Source organism: Streptomyces misionensis (assembly GCF_007896895.1).
In the GTDB taxonomy this organism is placed as follows: Bacteria; Actinomycetota; Actinomycetes; order Streptomycetales; family Streptomycetaceae; genus Streptomyces; species Streptomyces misionensis_A.
The window spans coordinates 66,092-87,864 of sequence record NZ_VOGW01000064.1 but is presented as its reverse complement, the minus strand read 5'-3'; the positions used below and the strand labels follow the sequence as shown (position 1 = coordinate 87,864).

Below are 21,773 nucleotides of genomic sequence, written 5' to 3'. Positions count from 1 at the left end.
CCATGATCCAGTGCCCGGACGGCGAGCCGGTGAACGAACGGGGGGTCGGTGTGGCGGGACGGGGGCCCCTGCCGGCGCCGACGCGGTGCCGGTGAGCCTGCCGTACGGGGGCCCGGACCGGGCCCCCGTACGGTTCGCCGCGTTCACCGGGTGAGCGTCACAGCGTCTTTCCGGTGGCCGGGCCGACCAGCAGCCCCTCGCCGAAGCGGTCCACCCGGACCGTGTCGCCGTCCTTGATCTCGCCGGAGAGGATCTCCCGGGCGAGCCGGTCGCCGATCGCGGTCTGCACCAGGCGGCGCAGCGGGCGGGCGCCGTACGCCGGGTCCAGGCCCTCCTCGGCCAGCCAGGCCAGCGCCTCGGGGGTGATCTCCAGGGTGAGCCGGCGCTCGGCGAGGCGCCTGCCGAGCCGGTCGATCTGGAGCTTCGCGATCCGCTCCAGCTCGGGCTTGGTCAGCGCGGAGAAGACCACCAGGTCGTCCAGGCGGTTGAGGAACTCCGGCTTGAAGGAGGCTCGTACGACCTCCAGCACCTGCTCCTTCTTCTCCACCTCGCTGGTGAGCGGGTCGACCAGGTACTGGCTGCCCAGGTTGGAGGTGAGCACCAGGATGGTGTTGCGGAAGTCGACCGTGCGGCCCTGGCCGTCCGTGAGCCGGCCGTCGTCCAGCACCTGGAGCAGGATGTCGAAGACCTCCGGGTGGGCCTTCTCCACCTCGTCCAGCAGCACCACGCTGTACGGGCGCCGCCGCACCGCCTCGGTGAGCTGACCGCCCTCCTCGTAGCCGACGTACCCGGGGGGCGCGCCGACCAGCCGGGCCACGCTGTGCTTCTCGCCGTACTCCGACATGTCGATGCGGACCATGGCCCGCTCGTCGTCGAAGAGGAAGTCGGCGAGCGCCTTGGCGAGTTCGGTCTTGCCGACACCCGTCGGGCCGAGGAAGAGGAACGAGCCGGTGGGCCGGTCGGGGTCGGCGATGCCGGCCCGGGAGCGCCGTACCGCGTCGCTCACGGCGCGCACGGCCTCGCCCTGGCCGATGAGCCGCTTGCCCAGCTCCTCCTCCATGCGCAGCAGCTTCTGCGTCTCGCCCTCCAGCAGGCGGCCGGCCGGGATGCCGGTCCAGGCGGCGACGACGTCGGCGATGTCGTCGGAGCCGACCTCCTCCTTGACCATGGTGTCCCTGGCGGCCTCCTCCTCGGCCTCGGAGGCGGCCTCCAGCTCCTTCTCCAGCTGCGGGATCTCGCCGTAGAGCAGCTTGGCGGCGGTGTCGAAGTCACCGTCGCGCTGGGCGCGCTCGGCCTGGCCGCGCAGGTCGTCCAGGCGCTCCTTCAGCTCACCGACCCGGTTGAGGGACTGCTTCTCCTTCTCCCAGCGGGCGGTCAGCCCCCGCAGCTCCTCCTCCTTGTCGGCGAGGTCGCGGCGCAGCTTCTCCAGGCGGGCGAGGGAGGCGGGGTCGGTCTCCTTGCCGATCGCCAGCTCCTCCATCTTCAACCGGTCCACGGAGCGCTGGAGTTCGTCGATCTCCACGGGCGAGGAGTCGATCTCCATGCGCAGCCGGGAGGCCGCCTCGTCCACCAGGTCGATGGCCTTGTCCGGCAGGAAGCGGGAGGTGATGTAGCGGTCGGAGAGGGTCGCGGCGGCGACCAGGGCGCTGTCCGCGATCTGCACCTTGTGGTGGGCCTCGTAGCGGCCCTTGAGCCCGCGCAGGATCGCGATGCTGTCCTCGACGGTCGGCTCGGCGACCAGCACCTGCTGGAAGCGGCGCTCCAGGGCGGGGTCCTTCTCGATCCGCTCCCGGTACTCGTCCAGGGTGGTGGCGCCGACCATGCGCAGCTCGCCGCGGGCCAGCATCGGCTTGAGCATGTTGCCGGCGTCCATGGCGGAGTCGCCGCCCGCTCCGGCGCCCACGACGGTGTGCAGCTCGTCGATGAACGTGATGATCTGCCCGTCCGATTCCTTGATCTCGGCGAGTACGGCCTTGAGCCGCTCCTCGAACTCACCCCGGTACTTCGCCCCGGCGACCATCGCGCCGAGGTCGAGAGCGACCAGCCGCTTGTCCTTCAGCGACTCGGGCACGTCCCCCTTGACGATCCGCTGCGCGAGCCCCTCCACGACGGCGGTCTTGCCCACGCCCGGCTCGCCGATCAGCACGGGGTTGTTCTTCGTCCGGCGGCTCAGCACCTGCACCACGCGCCGGATCTCCTGGTCCCGCCCGATGACCGGGTCGAGCCTGCCCTCGCGGGCGGCGGCGGTGAAGTCGGTGCCGAACTTCTCCAGGGCCTTGTACTGGCCCTCCGGGTCGGCGGTGGTCACGCGACGTCCTCCCCTGGCCTTCTTGAAGGCCTCCAGCAGCTTCTTCGCCTCGGCACCCTGGGCCCGCAGCAGCTCGCCGGCCGCCCCGCCCTTGGCGGCGATGCCGATGAGCAGGTGCTCGGTGGACAGGTACTCGTCCCCGAGGTCCTTCGCGCGCTCGCCCGCGTCGGCGATCACGGCCAGCAGGTCGCGGTTGGGCTGCGGGGGCGCGACGGTGGAGCCGGTCACGCTCGGCAGCGAGGCGAGCAGCTTCTCCACGCCGGCGCGTACGGCGGCCTGGTCGGCGTCGACGGCGGCGAGCAGGTCGGTGATGTTCTCGTTGTCCTGCCCCTGGAGCAGTGCCAGCAGCAGGTGAGCGGGGGTGAGGTCCGGGTGGCCCTCGGTCACGGCGCGGTTGCTGGCCGCGTTGATCGCGTCCCTGCTCTTGTTGGTCAGCTCGGCGTCCACGTTCGCGTTCTCCTCCTAGGCGTGCCTCTGCAACCCTCTGCTGACTTAACCAGCGTAACCAAAGTTGAGTCTATTCCACTCAAGGCTGGTCGCACACCGCCTGGGGTCAGGGTCTTTCGTTCGGATCGGGCCGGATCAGGGAGCGGGGTCCGGTGCGTGCAGATGCGAGGCGGAGGAGGCTGTCAATGCGCTGGGGGTGCCCCCGCGCGAGCGAAGCCGAGCGTGGGGGAGTCGGCGACCGACGACAACGCGGCAGGTGTGCGTGCCGGGCCCCGCGAGCCCGGCCCGATCCAACCGAGAGGCCGTAGGTTTCCTGGCATGGCGACCTACTCCGTGGATCCGGGTTCCCCGGACGCCGCGTATCTCGACTTCTGGCAGGAACGGCACCTGTGCACCCTGACGACGATCCGCCCCGACGGGGGCCCGCACGTGGTGCCGGTCGGGGTGACCTACGACCCCGAGGCCCGGCTCGCCCGGGTGATCTGCAACGGCTCCAGCGCGAAGGCGGCCTACACCCGGGCCGCCGGCCCCGAGGGCGCCCGCGCCGCGGTCTGCCAGGTGGACGGCCGCCGCTGGGCCACCCTGGAGGGCCGCGCCCGCGTCCGCACGGACCCGGACCGCGTCGCCGAAGCCGAACGCCGCTACGCGGAACGCTACGGCCGCACGCCCTCCCCGAACCCCTCCCGGGTGGTGATCGAGATCACGGTGGAGCGGGCACTGGGCCGGGGCTGAGCCGGGGCCCACCACGGCGGACGGCGGGGGCGCAACCCCTCGGGCGGGCGCGCTCGGCGGAACGGGCCGGGCGCCCGGTCTGTTCGATTACTTTCAGCCACTGTGAGGATCGGGCCAGACACCGAAATGTCGGCACAAACAACAGCGGCGTCACCGTGTTCAGGTCACGGTGACGCCGCTGCGGGGGGAAGCACCTGAGCGATCTTTTACGACGGGGGAATCGCGTCAGGCACTGCGGGGGGTGGCTGAGATTGTCCGGAGGTCGGGCTCCACCGGATCGGTGAGCCGGTGGTCCCGCTGGTCCAGATTCACAAAGATCATTCCGTACCGTATGGCACACCGCACCGGCTGTGGCGCCCCACGCGGCTTGCGCAGGCACCGGTAGGCCCGGACGTCCTCCTCCTCGTCGCGCGTGACGACGACCGGCTCACCGAAGACGGTCACCATCAGCGAGTCCCCGGGGTGGGGGATCGCGGTCACCAGATCGATGAAGTGCCAGCCGGAGCGGTAGGCGGTGGCCATCTCACGGCGGAAGGAGCGGTCGTCGGGTGGCGTGGTCACATCAGCTCCCCGCTACCGAAGGCCACTTGGTGTCCGTCGGCCACTTGGTGTCCGCGGGCACGACGTTCTCCGCGCCGAGCGTCGACGCCGAAGGCCACTTCGTGTCGGTGGGCCACTTGGTGTCCGCACGCACCACGCTGTTCGCGTCGAGCGTCGCCACCGAAGGCCACTTCGTGTCCGCGCGCACGTCGCTCTTCGCGCCGAAGGGGCCACTCAGCACTCCAAGGGCCACAACGGCGGAGAAGGTGGCGACCAGCACCGAGCGAATCATCTTCTTGCCCATGGTCGACTTCGTCCTCACTTGAAGGTCCCCTTCTTCCCCCGTCGGATAAGACGATGGCTCATTCAGGCACATCATGACCACACAATCAGTGCATCATGTTCCTGCATGTTCAGGACCCTGGGGGGTGGAGATTTGACACCAAATCGGAACAACGCCGCACATCCCCATGCGGTCACCGAGCTGTGCGACGAAGGGGGCCGACTTTACGCCAACGCACTGCGCTCCGGGCGTGTCTCCCGCGCCGACGTGGCGGCGGCGCCGTGCCTGATGGAGTTCGCCCTGCTCCATCCCGACCCGGACGACCCCGACTGGCTGCGCCCCGTGCCGCCGGCCGTGGTCCTGGCCCAGCGGCTGTCCCCCCTGGAGCGGGAGATCGCCGACCGCAGGCGGTGGGCCGTCGAACTCTCCGACGTCTTCGAGCCGTTCCTCGCGCTGAGCACCCAGACGGCCTCCGCGACCGACTCGATCACCGTCCTGGAGGGCAACGACCGCATCAACGCCGCGCTGGACCTGGCCACCACCGAATGCCGTTCCTCGGTGCTCACCGTGCAGCCCAGCAACCACTTCACCGAACGCAACGTGCGCCAGGGCCTGGAGCGGGACACCGCCCTGGTGGAACGGGGCGTGCACATCCGCACCCTCTACCAGCACACGGTCCGCTACAACCTCAAGCAGATCGGCTACGTCTCCCAGCTCGCCAGCGGCAAGGTGGAGTACCGCACCATCGACGAGCTGGTCGAACGGCTCATCATCTGCGACGAGTCCGTCGCCTTCATCCCCACCCGCGACGACCAGCAGGTGGCCCTGGAGCTGCGCAACCCCGGGCTCATCCGCTACCTCATCAAGGTCTTCGAGTTCATGTGGAACCGCGCCGTCCCGCTGACCGCCGGCACCCCCTACGAGACCGCGCCCGACGGCATCACCGAGGTCCAGCACTCCATCGCCAAACTCCTGGTCGAGGGCCATGTGGACGAGGCCATCGCACGCCGGCTCGGCATGAACGTGCGCACCTGCCGCGCCCACATCGCCAAGCTGGCGCAGGCCCTGGGCAGCGGCAGCCGCGCCCAACTGGGCTTCCTGATCGCCCAGTCCGGGATGCTGGACCGGGACCTGTGAGCCGATGACCGCGAGCGCGCCGCACCCGGAACACGGCGCCGAGGAGCTGTGCGCGCAGGGCCGCGCGCTGTACGAACGCGCCGTGCGCGAAGGCCGGATCGGGGCCGCGGAGGCCGAAGCGGCGCCCTGCCTGGTGCGGTTGGGGCTGCTCCAGCCGACCGTCGCCGACACGCGGCTGCTGGAGCCCGTGGCGGCCGCGGTGGCCCTGCGGGAGCTGCTGCGTGCCTCCGCCGAGCGCGTGGCCGCCGAACGCCGCCGTGAGGCCCGTATCGCCCAGAGCCTCGAACCGCTGCTGCGGATGGCCCGGGAGCTGCCCGGCGCCGTGCCCGACGGCCCCGCGGTGGTCCGGGTGCACAGCGGCCTCGACCGGATCAACCAGGCCATCACCGGCGCGATGGCCGACGCCATCGAGGAGTGCCTGGCGGTCCAGCCGCACGTCACCCACACCCGGACACCGCCCGAACTGCACGCCCTCGCCTTCGACCGCGACCAGGCGCTGCTGGACCGCGGCGGCCGGATCCGCACCCTCTACCAGCACACGATGCGTCACGCCCCCAGCGTCCAGGCCCGCTACGAGCGGCTGCGCGGCGATGTGCAGGCCCGCACCCTGAACGAGGTCACCGAGCGCCTGCTCGTGCTCGACCGCACGGTGGCCTTCATCCCGGCGAGCCGGGACCGCTCCCTCGCCCTGGAGGTGCGCCAGCCGGCGATCGTGCGGTACCTGGCGACGGTGTTCGACCGGCTCTGGCACCTCGCCACGCCGCTGCACCCGCTGCTCCCCCCGCGCCCCTCCGCGGACGGCGCCACCCCGCGCCAACGGGCCATCGCACGCCTCCTGGTGGAGGGCCACACCGACGCCGCCATAGCCGACCGGCTGGGCATGAACGTACGCACCGTACGCCTGCACATCGCCAAGCTGTCCGCCGCCCTCGGCAGCGTCGGCCGCGTCCAACTGGGCTACCTCATCGGCCGGTCGGAGATCCTGGGCGGCACGGACGAGGCCCCGCCCTCATAGCGAGGCGTCCCGCGCGGCCGCCGGCAGGCCCCGGCCGCTGCCGTCCAGACCCACCTGCGCGATGCGCACCCCGAGCTGGGTACGGCTCGCCGCGCCCAGCGTCTCCGAGAGGCGCGCGATGTGCGCGCGGCAGGTGCGCACGCTGATGCCGAGCCGCTCGGCGATCACCGCGTCCTGGTGGCCCTCGGCGAGCAGCGCCGCGATGGACTGCTCACGGTGCGAGATGCCCTCGATGCCGGTGTCCGGCAGCGGCGCGGTGAGCGGGATGGCGAGGCGCCACAGCCGCTCGAAGACCGTCACCAGGTACTCCACCAGCGCCGGCTGACGGACCTCCAGGGCCATGGTGCGCTCGGTGTTGGCCGGGATGAAGGCCACCGTGCGGTCGAAGAGGATGAGCCGGTCGATGACCTCGTCCAGGGTGCGGGCCTCGACCGCGTCCCCCATCAGCTCCAGGTAGTTGAGCAGGCCCTGGCCGTGCCGGGCCACATGCGTGTACAGATCGCGCATGCGCACGCCCCGGCCGCGCAGCGCCAGCGCCCGGTGCAGGCCCTCGGTCAGCTCGTCCTCCCGGCGGATGCCGCCCGGCTGCACGGTCAGCACCTCGGTGGTGCACGCCTGGGTCGCCTCGTCCATCGCGGCCTGGATCCGGGACAGTCCGTCCAGCACCCGTACGGCGCCGCCGCCGGCCGGCGCCGCGAGCGCGTCCAGCCGGCCCAGACCGGCGTACCACTCGGCGGCGGCCACCGCCGAGCCCACCCGGCGCTGACTCTCGCTGACCTCGTCGTAGACCCCGCGCAGCAGCCGGGTCATCACCTCCTGCGGTGAGGTGGGCACCAGCCAGTCCATGTCGTCGGGATCGGGGTGCAGCAGGGCCAGTTCCAGCAGACAGGGCACCGCCTCGGCGTCGGTGCGCGTCACCCGGCCCCGGCGCACGGCCCGCGAGTAGACGCGGTCCCCGGCCTCGCACAGCCGGTCGGCACCGTGAGGATGCTGCTCCGCCCTCCGCCCGGCCATCGCGCATTCCACCCCCGGTGTGCTGCCTCTTCCGCAGCGCAACTATGCGTGGCGCCGACCCGCTCCGCAACACGGCTCCCCCCGGCGTGGCGGTCGTCAACCACCCCTGCGTCCGGGTATCTCCCAGGCTCCGCCCCTCGCATTGCAACAAGATGATGGTGGTGGCGCCCGGCCGGCCGGGGCATCGTTGGTCCCGCCGTACCGCGCTCACGGGGGTGGCGCGGTACGGCTGCCGGCCCGCACCGGGGTTACTTCAGACCGATCGCCGCGCACTCGGCCTTGTACTTGGCGGTGCAGATGTCGCCGACGGAGTAGATGCCGTCCGCGATGACCGTGTCGTTGATGTTCTTCCTGGTCAGGGCGCTCACCTGGACCAGCTTGGACGGGATGTTCTTGGTGGTGGGGCTGTTGACGCGGTCCTGGGTCAGCGCGTCGAACTGGATGTCCTTGCCCTGGACCTTGGCGACGGCCATCTGCGCCGCGGCCTCGGCCTCGTCCGGGTAGGACTTGTAGACGCTCATGTACTGGTCGCCCGCCACCACCCGCTGCACGGCGTCGAGGTCGGCGTCCTGGCCGGTGATCGGGGGCAGGCTGGTGACGCCCGCGGCCTTCAGCGCCTTGATCACGCCGCCCGCCATGCCGTCGTTGGCGGAGTAGACGGCCGCGATGTTCGCGACGCCGATCCGGCTGATCGCCTTGGCCATGTTGGCCTGGGCGTTCTCCGGCTTCCAGCCCTCGGTGTCGTAGCTGGCCGCGATGGTCACCTTGCCGTTCAGCTCGGAGAGCGCGCCCTCCTTGAACTGCCGGGCGTTCGGGTCGGTGGGCGAGCCGTTCATCATGACGACCTTCGCGGCGCTGCCGGCCTTGGAGCCCAGCGCCTCGAGCAGCGAGCGCCCCTGGACCTCGCCGACGAGCTCGTTGTCGAAGGAGACGTACGCGGCGATCGGGCCCTCGGCGAGGCGGTCGTAGGCGATGACCGGGATGCCCGCGCCCTGTGCCTTCTTCACCTCGCCGGCGATCGCGTGCGAGTCGACGGCGTCCAGCAGGATGACGTCGACCTTGTCGTCGATCATCTTCCGCATCTGGCTCGCCTGCCGGCCCGCGTCCGCGTCCGCGTTGGCGTACTCGACCTTGCCCCGCTTGCCGGTGAGGTCGGCGACCTTGTTCCTGATGATGGGGTAGTCGAACTTGTCGTAGCGCGCGTTGGCCTTCTCCGGCAGCAGCAGGCCCACCGTGACGTCGTCGCCCTTGGTCGGGCCGGCGCTCGCGCTGTCCCCCGTCGCGTTGAGCATGCCGCATCCGGCCAGCGAGAAGGTCACCGTGGTCAGGGCCACGGACAGGGCGATACGGCGCATACGGGGGCTCACTTCAGGTGCGTTCCGGACGTGGGTGCTGCTATACGACCCAGGTGTCTGAAAAAGACAACGCGGCTCCGGCGGCCGTCGTCAAGAACACTTACTTAACGACTGCGCAACACCACACGCCGTCGATCCCGTGAAGGCAATGCGGAAACCTCTCCAAACACCTTTTACGGGCCGTCCATCCAAGGGGAGTTCACGGAGCGGCAAAGAGAAGGTTGTGCGGCTGCGGCGAAGGGCCCGTGGACGGGATGTGTCCACGGGCCCTTCGCCGGGTACCGCCCGGCGGCGGTCAGTCGCCCTGCTGTTGCTGCCTCTTGGGCCGCCAGACGACCAGCGCGCTGGTCTGCTGGACCTCCTGATAGGGGACCAGGTCCCGGCGGTAGGAGGCGTGCACGGCGGCCTCGCGCTGGCGCATGGCGGCCGCCGCGCCGTCCAGGGCCGCCTCCAGCTCCGCGACGCGGGACTGGAGCGCGGCGACCTGGTTCTCCAGTTCGATGATGCGCTTGATTCCGGCCAGGTTGATGCCCTCGTCCTGCGACAACTGCTGCACCTGGCGGAGCAGTTCGATGTCACGGGCCGAGTAGCGCCGGCCCCGGCCCGCGGTGCGGTCCGGGGAGACCAGGCCCAGCCGGTCGTACTGGCGCAGCGTCTGCGGGTGGAGTCCGGAGAGCTGGGCCGCCACCGAGATGACGTAGACCGGGGTCTCCTCGGTCAGTTCATACGGGTTGCGCCGACGGCCGTCCATCACTCTCAAGCTCCCTTCGCGGCCTCGAACAGCTCCGCCCGCGGGTCCTCGCCCGCGGTCGCCTCGCGATACGCCTCCAGTGCGTCACGAGCCTTCCCCGACAGGTCGCCCGGGACACTCACCTCGACGGTGACCAGGAGGTCGCCGCGGGTGCCGTCCTTGCGGACAGCGCCCTTGCCGCGCGCCCGCATGGTGCGGCCGTTCGGCGTGCCGGGCGGCAGCTTCAGGGTGACCGCCGGACCACCGAGGGTCGGCACCCGCACCTCGCCGCCGAGGGCCGCCTCGGCGAAGGTGACCGGCACGGTCACCGTGAGGTTGTCGCCCTTGCGGCCGAACACCGGGTGCTCGCCCACGTGCACGGTGACGTACAGGTCGCCCGCCGGGCCGCCCCGCTCGCCCGGCGCGCCCTTGCCGCGCAGCCGGATCCGCTGCCCGTCGGTGACACCCGCCGGGATGCGGACCTGCATGGTGCGCGAGGACTTGGCGCGCCCGCTGCCCTTGCAGTCCGGGCAGGGGTTCTCCGCGATCAGGCCGCGCCCCTTGCAGTCGGGGCAGGGGTCGGTCAGCGAGAATCCGCCGCCCGAGCCCCGGGCGACCTGGCCGGTGCCGACGCAGGTCGGGCACACGCGCGGCGTGCCGTTCTTGTCGCCGGTGCCGGAGCAGGCCTTGCAGGGCTGCTGGGAGGTCATCCGCAGCGGCACCGTGGCCCCCTCGATCGCCTCCGTGAAGCTGAGGGTGACCTCGGTGTCCACGTCCTGGCCGCGGCGCGGCTGGGTACGGGTCGCCCCGCCCGCCCCGCCCCGGTTGAACAGGCCCCCGAAGACGTCACCGAGTCCGCCGCCGAAGCCGCCGCCCTGGGCACCGCCCCCGGCACCGCCGAAGAGGTCGCCCAGGTCGAAGTTGAAGGAGCCGCCGGCGCCCGGCCCGGGGCGGAACCCGCCGTTGCCGAACAGGGCGCGCGCCTCGTCGTACTCCTTGCGCTTCTTGGGGTCACCGAGGATGTCGTTCGCCTCGGAGATCTCCTTGAAACGCTCCTCGGCCTTGGCGTTGCCCTTGTTGGCGTCCGGATGGAACTCGCGGGCGAGCTTCCGGTACGCCTTCTTGATCTCGGCCTCGGTGGCGTCCTTGGGGACGCCGAGGACCTTGTAGTAGTCCTTCTCGATGAAGTCCTTGGTGCTCATCCCCGACGTCCCTCCTTCCCGTCTGAAGTGATTACGTCAGCCCTCCTCCGGGCCACCGTTCTCCTTGTCGTCGGCCGCCTCGGACTTCTCCTCGGCGCCCTCGCCCTTGCCCGCCTTCTCCGGCTTCCCGCTCTGCGCGCCCGGCTGCGGCTCGGCCACGGCCACCCGCGCGGGGCGGATGGTGCGCTCGCCGATGCGGTACCCGGGCTGCAGGATCGCCACGCAGGTCGTCTCGGTGACGTCCGGCGCGTAGCTGTGCATCAGGGCCTCGTGGATGGTCGGGTCGAAGGGCTCGCCCTCCTTGCCAAACTGCTGGAGGCCCAGCTTGGCCGCCACGGTCTCCGTCGACTCGGCCACCGACTTGAAGCCGCCGACCAGTTCGCCGTGTTCCCGCGCGCGGCCGATGTCGTCGAGCACGGGCAGCAGCTCGGACAGGAGGTTCGCGACGGCGATCTCCTTGACCGTGGCCCGGTCCCGCTCGACCCGGCGGCGGTAGTTCTGGTACTCGGCCTGGAGGCGCTGGAGGTCCGCGGTGCGCTCGTTGAGCGCGGTGCGCACCTGGTCCAGCTGGGCGACCAGACCGGCGTCTGCGTTCGCGTCCCCGGCCGGGGCCGCCCCCTCCTCGGGGGCGGCCTTCGGCTCGGCGTCGTCAGAGGTGGCGCCGGAGGGGACGTCGGGCTTCTCCTCGAAGCCCGGGGTCTCCTCCGTCACGCGGCACCGTCCTTGCGCTCGTCGTCCACGATCTCGGCGTCGACGACGTCGTCGTCGGCCTTGGCCTCACCGGCACCGCCGGCGGCGGCACCCGCGGCCTGGGCGTCGGCGTACATGGCCTGGCCCAGCTTCTGCGAGACGGCCGCGACCTTCTCGGTGGCGGTGCGGATCTCGGCGGTGTCCTCGCCCTTGAGCTTCTCCTTCAGCTCGGCGACGGCGGACTCCACCTCGGTCTTGACCTCGCCGGGGACCTTGTCCTCGTTGTCCTTGAGGAACTTCTCGGTCTGATAGACGAGCTGCTCGCCCTGGTTGCGGGTCTCGGCGGCCTCGCGGCGCTTGTGGTCCTCCTCCGCGTAGCGCTCGGCCTCCTCGCGCATGCGGTCGACCTCGTCCTTCGGCAGCGAGGAGCCGCCGGTGACGGTCATCTTCTGCTCCTTGCCGGTGCCGAGGTCCTTCGCCGTGACGTGCATGATGCCGTTGGCGTCGATGTCGAAGGAGACCTCGATCTGCGGGACGCCGCGCGGCGCCGGCGGCAGACCGGTCAGCTCGAACATGCCGAGCTTCTTGTTGTAGGCCGCGATCTCGCGCTCGCCCTGGTAGACCTGGATCTGCACGGACGGCTGGTTGTCCTCGGCCGTGGTGAAGATCTCGGAGCGCTTGGTCGGGATCGTGGTGTTGCGCTCGATCAGCTTGGTCATGATGCCGCCCTTGGTCTCGATACCGAGGGACAGCGGGGTGACGTCGAGCAGCAGGACGTCCTTGACCTCGCCCTTGAGGACACCGGCCTGGAGCGAGGCGCCGATGGCGACGACCTCGTCCGGGTTGACGCCCTTGTTGGCCTCCTTGCCGCCGGTCAGCTCCTTGACGAGCTCGGCCACGGCGGGCATACGGGTGGAGCCACCGACGAGCACGACGTGGTCGATGTCGTTGATGGAGATGCCGGCGTCCTTGATGACGTTGTGGAACGGCGTCTTGCAGCGCTCCAGCAGGTCGGCCGTCAGCTGCTGGAACTGGGCGCGGGTGAGCTTCTCGTCCAGGTGCAGCGGGCCCTCGGCGGACGCGGTGATGTAGGGCAGGTTGATCGAGGTCTCGGTGGACGAGGACAGCTCGATCTTGGCCTTCTCGGCGGCCTCGCGCAGGCGCTGGAGGGCCATCTTGTCCTTGGACAGGTCCACGCCGTGACCGGACTGGAACTGCTTGACCAGGTAGTCGACGACGCGCTGGTCCCAGTCGTCACCACCGAGGTGGTTGTCACCGTTGGTGGCCTTCACCTCGACGACGCCGTCGCCGATCTCCAGCAGGGACACGTCGAAGGTGCCGCCACCGAGGTCGAAGACGAGGATCGTCTGGTCGTCCTTGTCGAGACCGTAGGCCAGCGCGGCGGCGGTCGGCTCGTTGACGATGCGCAGCACGTTCAGACCGGCGATCTCGCCGGCCTCCTTGGTCGCCTGGCGCTCGGAGTCGTTGAAGTACGCCGGGACGGTGATGACCGCGTCGGTCACCTTCTCGCCCAGGTACGCCTCGGCGTCCCGCTTCAGCTTCTGCAGGATGAAGGCGGAGATCTGCTGCGGGTTGAAGTCCTTCCCGTCCAGCGCGATCTTCCAGTCGGTGCCCATGTGGCGCTTCACGGACCGGATGGTCCGGTCCACGTTGGTGACGGCCTGCCGCTTGGCGACCTCACCGACGAGCACCTCACCGTTCTTCGCGAAGGCGACGACGGACGGCGTGGTCCTGGCGCCCTCGGCGTTGGTGATGACGGTGGGCTCGCCGCCTTCCAGAACGCTGACGACGGAGTTAGTCGTGCCCAGGTCGATGCCGACCGCACGTGCCATGGTTGATTCCTCCAGCTGACTTGAGTGGAACAGGCTCAAGTGTGCACGAGCGGGGCGCCGGGGTCAACAGACCTGAGTCGGACAGACTCAAGTCTTATCCGTTCCTTACACGCAACTGGCTCCTGACCTGCGTCGATGCCATACGCCGAGGCTGCTGGACAGGGATGCGGACCGGCACCCTGAGCAGCACGAGCACCAGCAGCACGGCCCCGCCCGCCACCCACAGGGCGGGTTTCTCCCCCACCCACCCCACATGCACGAGCACTCCCGCGACCACCGTGACGAAGGAGCAGAACCCGAGCAGCACCACCGCCCCGGGCGGGGTGAGCCCGAGCCGCCGCAGCCGGTGCGCGAGGTGGTCGGGCCCGCGCCGCAGCAGCGGACGGCGGCCGAGCAGCCGTACGAGCACCACCAGGGCGGCGTCCGCGACGGCGACGGCGACCAGGCAGAACGCCACCGCCGCGGTCGGCCCGATCGCGTACCCCGCGCGCGTGAAGACAACCGAGGCGGACAGCAGGAAACCGGAGAACAGCGAGCCGCAGGCGCCGAGGCCGACCCGTGCGGGGTGCCAGTTGTGCATCAGGAAGCCGGTGAGGGCGGCGGCGAACACGCTGAGCACCACGGCGAGCCCGTCCATCACCTCGACGGCGGCACAGGCCCCGGCGCCGAAGGCGGTGACCACCCCGACGGTCCCGGCCAGCCCGTCGGCGTGGTCGAGCCCCCGGAAGACCAGGGAGGCGACGACGATCCAGCCGACGGCCAGCGCGCCCCCGGCCACCCCGGTCTCGTCGTACGGCACCACACAGGCCGCCGCCACCGCCGTACCGGCGACGACCACCCGGCCGCGCAGCCGCCAGACGTCGGCGACCAGCCCGAGCGCGGCGACCGCGGCGGCGGCCACCAGAAGCCTGCCCACCCCGTCACCCAGAGGGGCGACCCGGGTCCACTCACCCGTCCAGGCGACCAGGCAGGTGACGGCGACGACGGCGAGGCCGCCGAGCAGGGGGAGGGGACGCCGGCAGCGCCGGTCGACGACCCCCGCCCGCAGCGCGGGCACCCGGAGCAGTGCCGCCAGTACGGCGGTGAGCAGCAGGGCGGCGGTGGCCGCGGCGATCCCGTAGAGCACGGCTCTAAGGTAGGGGTGAAAGTAGCAATTCGGGATGAATAACACGATCAGATTGCCCGAGGGGTGATCAGCGCGCCACGATGGGCGACCCCTCAGCGACCCATATCACCCCGCGCTCCCCTGCATCGCGAAGGAAGATAGGGGTAGTCTCAGAGGACTACATAAGTTACCGCTTAGTAATGTTGCTCGGTTAATTCGAGGCCGCCCTCAGGAGCCCCAATGCAACTCGCCGCGATCATCGTGTCGCTGGTCCTGATCGTGGTCGGCGTGGCACTGTTCGGCCGCGCCCTCCTCCAGATCTACAACTTCATGCGTCTCGGCCAGCCGGTGCCGGCCGGGACCAGGACCAACGAACCCGGACAGCGCACCCTCACCGTGGCCAAGGAGTTCCTCGGCCACACCCGGATGAACCGCTGGGGCGTCGTGGGCGTGGCGCACTGGTTCGTGGCGGTGGGCTTCTTCTCCCTGCTGCTGACGATCGTCAACGCGATCGGGCAGCTCTTCAAGGCGGACTGGATCCTGCCGGTCATCGGCGACTGGGCGCCGTACAACGTCTTCGTCGAGTTCCTCGGCACCATGACGACGCTCGGCATCCTGGTGCTGATCGCCATCCGCCAGCTGAGCAAGCCGAACAAGCCGGGCCGCAAGTCCCGCTTCGCCGGCTCCAACTTCGGCCAGGCGTACTTCGTCGAGGCCGTCATCCTGATCGTCGGCGTCTGCATCTTCATGCTGCACGCCCTGGAGGGCGCCCAGCACCACGTCGACGGCTACGAGGCCTCCTTCTTCATCTCGTACCCGGTCGTCGCCTGGCTGAAGGGCATGAGCGTCGGCACGCTCCAGAACCTCACCTACTTCTTCGCCGGCCTGAAGATCGCGACCTCCTTCATCTGGATGATCACGGTCGCCCTGAAGACCGACATGGGCGTGGCCTGGCACCGCTTCCTCGCCTTCCCGAACATCTGGTTCAAGCGCAACGCCGACGGCGAGACCTCGCTCGGCGCGCTGCTCCCGATGACCTCGGGCGGCGAGCCGATCGACTTCACCGACCCCGGCGAGGACGACGTCTTCGGCGTCTCCCAGGTCGAGCAGTTCTCCTGGAAGGGCCTGCTGGACTTCTCCACCTGCACCGAGTGCGGCCGCTGCCAGTCGCAGTGCCCCGCCTGGAACACCGGCAAGCCGCTCTCCCCGAAGCTGCTGATCATGTCGCTGCGGGACCACGCGCACGCCAAGGCGCCGTACCTGCTGGCCGGCGGCGGCAAGACCATGGAGGGCGAGGAGAAGGCCTCCGAGGAGCAGCTGAAGGACGTCCCGGCCGCCGCCCTGGCCGAGGCCGAGCGCCCGCTGATCGGCACCGCCGAGGAGAACGGCGTCATCGACCCGGACGTGCTGTGGTCCTGCACCACCTGCGGCGCCTGCGTCGAGCAGTGCCCGGTCGACATCGAGCACGTCGACCACATCGTCGACATGCGCCGCTACCAGGTCATGATCGAGTCGGCCTTCCCGTCCGAGGCGGGCACGATGCTCAAGAACCTGGAGAAGAAGGGCAACCCCTGGGGTCTGGCCAAGAAGCAGCGTCTGGAGTGGACCAAGGAGGTCGACTTCGAGGTCCCGGTCGTCGGCAAGGACATCGAGGACCTCACCGAGGTCGAGTACCTGTACTGGGTCGGCTGCGCGGGCGCCCTGGAGGACCGCGCCAAGAAGACCACCAAGGCCTTCGCCGAGCTGCTGCACATCGCGGGCGTCAAGTTCGCGATCATGGGCGGCGACGAGAAGTGCACCGGCGACTCCGCCCGCCGCCTGGGCAACGAGCCCCTGTTCCAGGAGCTCGGCATGGAGAACGTGATGGCCCTGAACACGGCGTTCGGCGAGGAGCTGGACGACGACGGCAAGGTCACCGCGGAGTCCAGGAAGCCGAAGTCGGCGAAGAAGATCGTCGCCACCTGCCCGCACTGCCTCAACACGCTCGGCAACGAGTACCCGCAGCTCGGCGGCGACTACGAGGTCATCCACCACACCCAGCTGCTCCAGCACCTGGTGGACGAGGGCAAGCTGATCCCGGTCACCCCGGTCGAGGGCATCATCACCTACCACGACCCGTGCTACCTGGGCCGCCACAACAAGATCTACACGCCCCCGCGCGAGATCATCGGCAAGGTCCCGGGCCTGCGCAACGAGGAGATGCACCGCCACAAGGAGCGCGGCTTCTGCTGCGGCGCCGGCGGCGCGCGGATGTGGATGGAAGAGCGCATCGGCAAGCGCATCAACAACGAGCGCGTGGACGAGGCGCTGTCCCTCAACCCGGACATCGTCTCCACCGCCTGCCCGTTCTGCCTCGTCATGCTCACCGACTCCGTCAACGGCAAGAAGAACGACGGCAAGGCCAAGGAGTCCATCCAGGTCGTCGACGTCGCCCAGCTCCTGCTGGACTCGGTGAAGACCCCGGCCGACCCGACGGACGCCACGGAGTCCGAGACGGCGCCGGAGCCGGAGCCGGTGAAGTAACGGCCCCCGAGGCCACCCCCGGCCCTTCCGGGAACCACAACGCCCCCTGCTTCGCACAGGCAGGGGGCGTTGTCGCGTACCGGGGGGTGTCGTCAGGCCTGCTTCGGGGCCGCCTGCTGGACCACGTCGAAGGACCACAGGGTCGAGCCGGAAGCGGCCGGCTTGGGCCGGTCGCCCTCCGTGCCGCCCTGGTGCGCGGCCTTCATCGGGCCCTCCATCCACGCCTGGAAGGACTCCTCGTCCCGCCAGCGGGTGTAGACGAGGTACTGGTCGGTGCCCTCGACCGGCCGCAGCAGCTCGAACCACTCGAAGCCGTCGGAGTTCTCCACGGCGTGGGCCCGCGAGGCGAACCGCTTCTCCAGGACCTCCCGCTGCTCGGCGGGCACGGTCAGCACGTTGATCTTCACTACGCTCATGACACCATCCTGCGCCTGCCCACCCGGCTCCGCCGCAGGGGGACCCGGTAACTCGCCGCGGACCTCATACACTTACCGGTATTTTCCGAACCCACGCGCAACCCTCGCGCACCACGGCGGGTCTCCTGATCGCCGACCGCCCACGCGCGCCCCGGAGCAGGACTCCGCGAACGGCTGGAACCCCGGGGACGCGGACGGTCCGCACCCATCGACCGCGGATGCCCACCGGGCATCCCCCGCATGCCAGGAGAACGCATGCACACGCACCGCCGACTCGCCCTCGCGACGGCCACCGCGGCCGCGCTGACGGGCGGTCTGCTCACCTTCGCCGCCGCCCCCGCCACGGCCGCCGACTCCACCAGGGTCGCCAAGGCCGACTTCAACGGCGACGGCATCGGCGACCTCGCCACCTCCGCCGCCACCGCCTACGTCAGCGGCCACAAGGGCGCCGGCCAGGTCGTCGTCCTGTACGGCTCGAAGACCGGTGTCTCCGCCGCCAAGCGCACGGTCATCTCCCAGAACACCAGCGGCGTCCCCGGCACCGCGGAGGCGGGCGACATGTTCGGCGCCGACCTCGCCTACGCCGACTTCAACCACGACGGCTACGACGACCTCGCCGTGGGCACCCCCGACGAGAAGGTCGGCACCGACACCGACGGTGGCGCCGTCACCATCCTGTGGGGCTCAAAGAGCGGTCTGACCGGCAAGGCCGCCGACGTCCCCGACCCGGCGCCCGGCTCCCACGACTACTGGGGCCAGAGCCTGGCCGCCGGCGACTTCGACGGCGACGGCAAGGCCGACCTGGTCGTCGGCAGCAGCTCCAGCACCCTCTACCTCTACCGGGGCGGCTTCACCACCGCCGGCAAGCCCGGCAGCCGTACCACCGTCAAGGCGCCGATCCAGTCGGGCTCCGGCACCAGCTCCTACGGCCCGATGAACCTGACCGCGGGCGACGTCAACGGCGACCACCGCACCGACCTCGTGGTCGACGGCTTCGAGACGAAGACCGGCAACGGCTGGAACACCAACTACTGGCTTCCGGGCACCGCCGGCGGCCTCGACGCCTCGGCCGCCAAGACGCTCAAGCCCGGCATCATCACCGCCATCGGCGACATCAACGGCGACGGCTACGGCGACATCGTCAGCGGAGCCGACTGGGACGCCACCGGCAGCGACGGCAAGGCGATACCGGACGCCGCCAACGGCGGCAAGGTCAGCGTCACCTACGGGTCCGCCTCCGGACCGGCCGGCACCACCGCCATCACCCAGAACACCGGCAACGTCCCCGGCAGCTCCGAGAAGGGCGACGCCTTCGGCTGGGAACTGGACCTCGGCGACATCAACGGCGACGGCTACCAGGACCTCGTCGTCACCGCCCCGCAGGAGGACATCTCCGGCGTGAGCAACACCGGCATGGTCACCGTGCTGTACGGCTCCAAGTCCGGCGTGAACACCTCCTCCGGCGCCCAGTCCTTCGCCCAGAGCACCGCGGGCGTCCCCGGCGACGACGAGAAGAACGACCTGTTCGGCACCGACGTCAAGCTGGACGACGTCACCGGCGACGGCAAGGCGGACCTGCTGATCGGCTCGTACGAGAACGGCGGCGACGGCGCCGTCACCTACCTGCCGTCGACCGGCACGAAGATCACGACGACCGGCTCCCGCGCGGTGTCGGCGTCCGCCGCGGGCGTCTCGACCAGCGGCATGCCCCAGTTCGGCTCGGTCTTCGCGGACTGAGACGGTCCAAACCCCCAGTGATCCCTGGGATGCGGCCGACGGCCCCTTAGGGGATGTCACAGGTCGGCCGCAATGCCGGGCCCGGATGGCCGGGCCCGGCACGTGACCCTCCGGGACCAGGTACGTTCGATGGCGTGGCTGGATTCAGGATCGGACGTGGGGGCCAGGACGACCGCACCCCCCAGGGACAGCAGGCGCCGCACGGCCCGTCGTACGGCCGGCCCGGCCCGTCGAGCGGGCAGCGGGGGCCGTCGCCGTACGGGCAGCACGGGCAGCCGTACGGGCAGGGCGCGGGCCCCTCGTACGGGCAGGGCCCGGGACGGCCGCCGGGCGCGCCGCACGGCTACCCGTCGGCCCCGCAGCCGCCGTACGGGCGCGCGCCGTACCCGCAGCAGGGCGGCCGGTCGCCGTACGGCTACCAGGGCCAGGCGGACGACGGCCCGGAGTACTTCGACGACGGCTACGCGGGCCACGGCCACGCCGCGCCGGACCCCTACGCGGCCAACAGCGCGGGCCACACCCAGGCCTTCTCCGTCGACGAGGCCGCCGCGTACACCCAGGGCGCTACATACCAGGCCGGCGCCGCCGCGCCCGCCGCGCCGACGGGCCCGCCGCTGCACTGGAAGGAACTGCTGAGGGGCGTCGTCCTCGCCCCCGACCAGACCTTCCTGCGGATGCGGGACTACACGATGTGGGGCCCCGCCCTGATCGTGACCTTCCTGTACGGCCTGCTCGCCGTCTTCGGCTTCGACAACGCCCGCAAGGAGGCCATCGGCGCCACGCTGTCCAACGCGGTGCCGATCGTGCTGATCACGGCGGTCGTGATGGTGCTCGGCCTGTTCGTGCTGGGCGTGGTCACCCACACCCTGGCCCGCCAGCTCGGCGGCGACGGCGCCTGGCAGCCCACGGTGGGCCTGTCCATGCTGATCACCGCCCTGACGGACGCGCCCCGCCTGGTCTTCGCCATGTTCTTCGGCGGCGACGCCGGCTTCGTGCAGATACTCGGCTGGGCCACCTGGCTCGGCGCGGGCGTCCTGCTCACCCTGATGGTGTCCCGCTCGCACGATCTGCCCTGGCCCAGGGCGCTGGGCGCGTCGGCGATCCAGCTGATCGCGCTGCTGTCGATCGTGAAGCTGGGCACGTTCTAGTCCCCGGACATGTTCCAGTCCCCGGACATACGGAAGGGCCCCCGGCAGCCGGGGGCCCTTTCCTGTGCCCGGGTCGGGTGCTCACCCTTCCCGGGCGTCCGTTCTCAGGCGTCGAGGACCTGGCCCTCACGCTTCACGACGGGCGGTTCCACGCTCCACGGGAAGTTGATCCAGTCGTCCGTGCGCTTCCAGACGTACTCGCACTTCACGAGGGAGTGGGACTTCTCATAGATCACCGCGGAGCGCACCTCGGCGACGGTGTCGAGGCAGAAGTCGCGGACCAGCTTCAGCGTCTTGCCGGTGTCGGCGACGTCGTCGGTGATCAGCACCTTCTTGTCGGAGAAGTCGATCACGTTGGGCACCGGCGCCAGCATGACCGGCATCTCCAGCGTGGTGCCCACGCCCGTGTAGAACTCGACGTTCACGAGGTGGATGTTCTTGCAGTCCAGGGCGTAGGCGAGGCCGCCCGCGACGAACACGCCGCCCCGGGCGATGCTGAGCACGATGTCCGGCTGGTAGCCGTCGTCCGCGATGGTCTGCGCCAGCTCGCGGACGGCACCGCCGAACTGGTCGTAGGTCAGGTTCTCCCGCACGTCACTCATGATCTCGATGCCCTCACACCTGGGTCCGATGGAAATTGACATAGGACCGCGAGGCGGTCGGCCCGCGCTGGCCCTGGTACCGCGAGCCGTACCGCTCACTGCCGTACGGGAACTCGGCGGGCGAGGACAGCCGGAACATGCACAGCTGCCCGATCTTCATCCCGGGCCAGAGTTTGATGGGCAGGGTGGCGAGGTTGGACAGCTCCAGGGTGACGTGTCCGCTGAACCCCGGGTCGATGAACCCGGCGGTGGAGTGCGTGACGAGCCCGAGCCGGCCGAGCGAGCTCTTCCCCTCCAGCCGGGAGGCGAGATCGTCGGGCAGCGAGATGACCTCGTACGTCGAGGCGAGCACGAACTCCCCCGGGTGCAGGATGAACGGCTCGTCCCCGTCCGGCTCCACGAGCCGGGTCAGGTCGGGCTGCTCGACCGAGGGGTCGATGTGCGGGTACCGGTGATTCTCGAACACCCGGAAATAACGGTCCAGCCGGACATCGATGCTCGACGGCTGCACCATGGATTCGTCATAGGGATCGATGCGCACCCGCCCGGCGTCGATCTCGGCCCGGATGTCCTTGTCTGAGAGAAGCACGTAGCGAGGATACGCAAGGCGCGCGGAGCCATGACAATCGTGACGACTCCGCGCGCCGGTGTGTGACGGGCCGGCTACAACCGGTCCCGTCCGCTGCCTCTACCCCTGCTTCTCCAGGGCGACCTGCACGACGCTGCGGAGCCGGGCACACCGGGGGCACCTCATGAGCCGACCGGGGCCGAGCCGCTCGGCCTGCTGCATCGGGAACGAAGCGGTGCTGAAGACGTGCCCATCCGCACAGCGGACGACGGTGCGTTCCATCAAGTCCCTTAAGTCCCTTCCCCAAGAGCCTCATCGGGCTGACCAACCCGACGACAAAAGCCACATTACGGGATCAAAGAGACGAC

General features: G+C 70.3%; 19 protein-coding genes. 6 read left to right on the top strand and 13 right to left on the bottom strand.

Annotated features, from left to right (window positions below):
• Positions 1–157: 157 nt before the first annotated feature.
• Positions 158–2,755, bottom strand: coding sequence for an ATP-dependent chaperone ClpB (gene clpB / locus FRZ03_RS12020; protein WP_146465125.1), 2,598 nt, complete (start codon positions 2,753–2,755; stop codon positions 158–160).
• 318 nt (positions 2,756–3,073) lie between these two features.
• Here clpB and FRZ03_RS12015 point away from each other — a divergent pair, with 318 nt between their 5' ends.
• Positions 3,074–3,487, top strand: coding sequence for a TIGR03618 family F420-dependent PPOX class oxidoreductase (locus tag FRZ03_RS12015; RefSeq protein WP_146465124.1), 414 nt, complete (start codon positions 3,074–3,076; stop codon positions 3,485–3,487).
• A gap of 225 nt (positions 3,488–3,712) precedes the next feature.
• Here FRZ03_RS12015 and FRZ03_RS12010 read toward each other — a convergent pair whose 3' ends face one another.
• Both FRZ03_RS12010 and FRZ03_RS12005 read right to left on the bottom strand, forming a co-directional pair.
• Positions 3,713–4,048 (bottom strand): Rieske (2Fe-2S) protein, encoded by a 336-nt coding sequence (locus FRZ03_RS12010; RefSeq protein ID WP_070024214.1) that lies wholly within the window; start codon positions 4,046–4,048, stop codon positions 3,713–3,715.
• A 1-nt stretch (position 4,049) separates the two neighbouring features.
• A complete protein-coding gene (locus FRZ03_RS12005) occupies positions 4,050–4,331 on the bottom strand; it encodes a hypothetical protein (protein WP_244174882.1) in 282 nt (93 codons plus the stop codon).
• 105 nt (positions 4,332–4,436) lie between these two features.
• On the opposite strand from FRZ03_RS12005, the gene FRZ03_RS12000 reads away from it, so the two are divergent.
• Positions 4,437–5,447 carry a helix-turn-helix domain-containing protein gene (locus FRZ03_RS12000; protein ID WP_146465123.1) on the top strand — a complete coding sequence of 337 codons (1,011 nt, stop codon included), beginning with the start codon at positions 4,437–4,439 and terminating at the stop codon, positions 5,445–5,447.
• Between the two features lie 4 nt (positions 5,448–5,451).
• On the top strand, positions 5,452–6,462 hold the full coding sequence (locus FRZ03_RS11995) for a helix-turn-helix transcriptional regulator (protein WP_146465122.1): 1,011 nt from the start codon (positions 5,452–5,454) through the stop codon (positions 6,460–6,462).
• Here FRZ03_RS11995 and FRZ03_RS11990 read toward each other — a convergent pair.
• The 7 genes from FRZ03_RS11990 to FRZ03_RS11960 form a co-directional block, all read right to left on the bottom strand.
• Positions 6,457–7,476, bottom strand: a complete 1,020-nt coding sequence (locus FRZ03_RS11990; protein ID WP_146465121.1) for a helix-turn-helix transcriptional regulator — start codon at positions 7,474–7,476, stop codon at positions 6,457–6,459. The genes FRZ03_RS11995 and FRZ03_RS11990 overlap by 6 nt on opposite strands.
• A gap of 248 nt (positions 7,477–7,724) precedes the next feature.
• Positions 7,725–8,831: a sugar ABC transporter substrate-binding protein gene (locus FRZ03_RS11985; protein ID WP_146465120.1), complete on the bottom strand. Its 1,107-nt coding sequence runs from the start codon at positions 8,829–8,831 to the stop codon at positions 7,725–7,727.
• 295 nt (positions 8,832–9,126) lie between these two features.
• Entirely contained in the window at positions 9,127–9,582 is a 456-nt protein-coding gene (locus tag FRZ03_RS11980; protein ID WP_070024515.1) for a heat shock protein transcriptional repressor HspR, read from the bottom strand.
• A gap of 5 nt (positions 9,583–9,587) precedes the next feature.
• A complete protein-coding gene (gene dnaJ, locus FRZ03_RS11975) occupies positions 9,588–10,763 on the bottom strand; it encodes a molecular chaperone DnaJ (RefSeq protein ID WP_146465119.1) in 1,176 nt (391 codons plus the stop codon).
• 36 nt (positions 10,764–10,799) lie between these two features.
• Positions 10,800–11,474 carry a nucleotide exchange factor GrpE gene (gene grpE / locus FRZ03_RS11970; protein WP_146465118.1) on the bottom strand — a complete coding sequence of 225 codons (675 nt, stop codon included), beginning with the start codon at positions 11,472–11,474 and terminating at the stop codon, positions 10,800–10,802.
• Entirely contained in the window at positions 11,471–13,306 is a 1,836-nt protein-coding gene (dnaK, locus tag FRZ03_RS11965) for a molecular chaperone DnaK (RefSeq protein ID WP_146465117.1), read from the bottom strand. The genes grpE and dnaK overlap by 4 nt, the downstream gene beginning before the upstream one ends.
• 94 nt (positions 13,307–13,400) lie before the next feature.
• Entirely contained in the window at positions 13,401–14,432 is a 1,032-nt protein-coding gene (locus tag FRZ03_RS11960) for an MraY family glycosyltransferase (RefSeq protein WP_146465116.1), read from the bottom strand.
• A gap of 219 nt (positions 14,433–14,651) precedes the next feature.
• Between FRZ03_RS11960 and FRZ03_RS11955 the strand changes: the two genes are divergently transcribed.
• On the top strand, positions 14,652–16,934 hold the full coding sequence (locus FRZ03_RS11955; RefSeq protein ID WP_146465115.1) for a (Fe-S)-binding protein: 2,283 nt from the start codon (positions 14,652–14,654) through the stop codon (positions 16,932–16,934).
• A gap of 92 nt (positions 16,935–17,026) precedes the next feature.
• On the opposite strand, the gene FRZ03_RS11950 is transcribed toward FRZ03_RS11955, so the two are convergent.
• The gene (locus tag FRZ03_RS11950; RefSeq protein WP_146465114.1) at positions 17,027–17,350 is read right to left on the bottom strand and encodes an antibiotic biosynthesis monooxygenase family protein; all 324 of its coding nucleotides are present in this window, start codon (positions 17,348–17,350) and stop codon (positions 17,027–17,029) included.
• Between the two features lie 255 nt (positions 17,351–17,605).
• Between FRZ03_RS11950 and FRZ03_RS11945 the strand changes: the two genes are divergently transcribed.
• Both FRZ03_RS11945 and FRZ03_RS11940 read left to right on the top strand, forming a co-directional pair.
• Positions 17,606–19,087 carry an FG-GAP and VCBS repeat-containing protein gene (locus FRZ03_RS11945; RefSeq protein ID WP_146465113.1) on the top strand — a complete coding sequence of 494 codons (1,482 nt, stop codon included), beginning with the start codon at positions 17,606–17,608 and terminating at the stop codon, positions 19,085–19,087.
• A gap of 53 nt (positions 19,088–19,140) precedes the next feature.
• Complete coding sequence (locus FRZ03_RS11940) at positions 19,141–20,235, top strand: Yip1 family protein (protein WP_186785376.1); 1,095 nt, start codon at positions 19,141–19,143, stop codon at positions 20,233–20,235.
• 104 nt (positions 20,236–20,339) lie between these two features.
• Here the strand turns inward: FRZ03_RS11940 and FRZ03_RS11935 are convergent, their stop codons facing one another.
• Positions 20,340–20,837: a phosphoribosyltransferase gene (locus tag FRZ03_RS11935; protein WP_146465111.1), complete on the bottom strand. Its 498-nt coding sequence runs from the start codon at positions 20,835–20,837 to the stop codon at positions 20,340–20,342.
• A 13-nt stretch (positions 20,838–20,850) separates the two neighbouring features.
• A complete protein-coding gene (dcd, locus tag FRZ03_RS11930) occupies positions 20,851–21,426 on the bottom strand; it encodes a dCTP deaminase (protein ID WP_146465110.1) in 576 nt (191 codons plus the stop codon).
• Between the last annotated feature and the right edge of the window lie 347 nt (positions 21,427–21,773).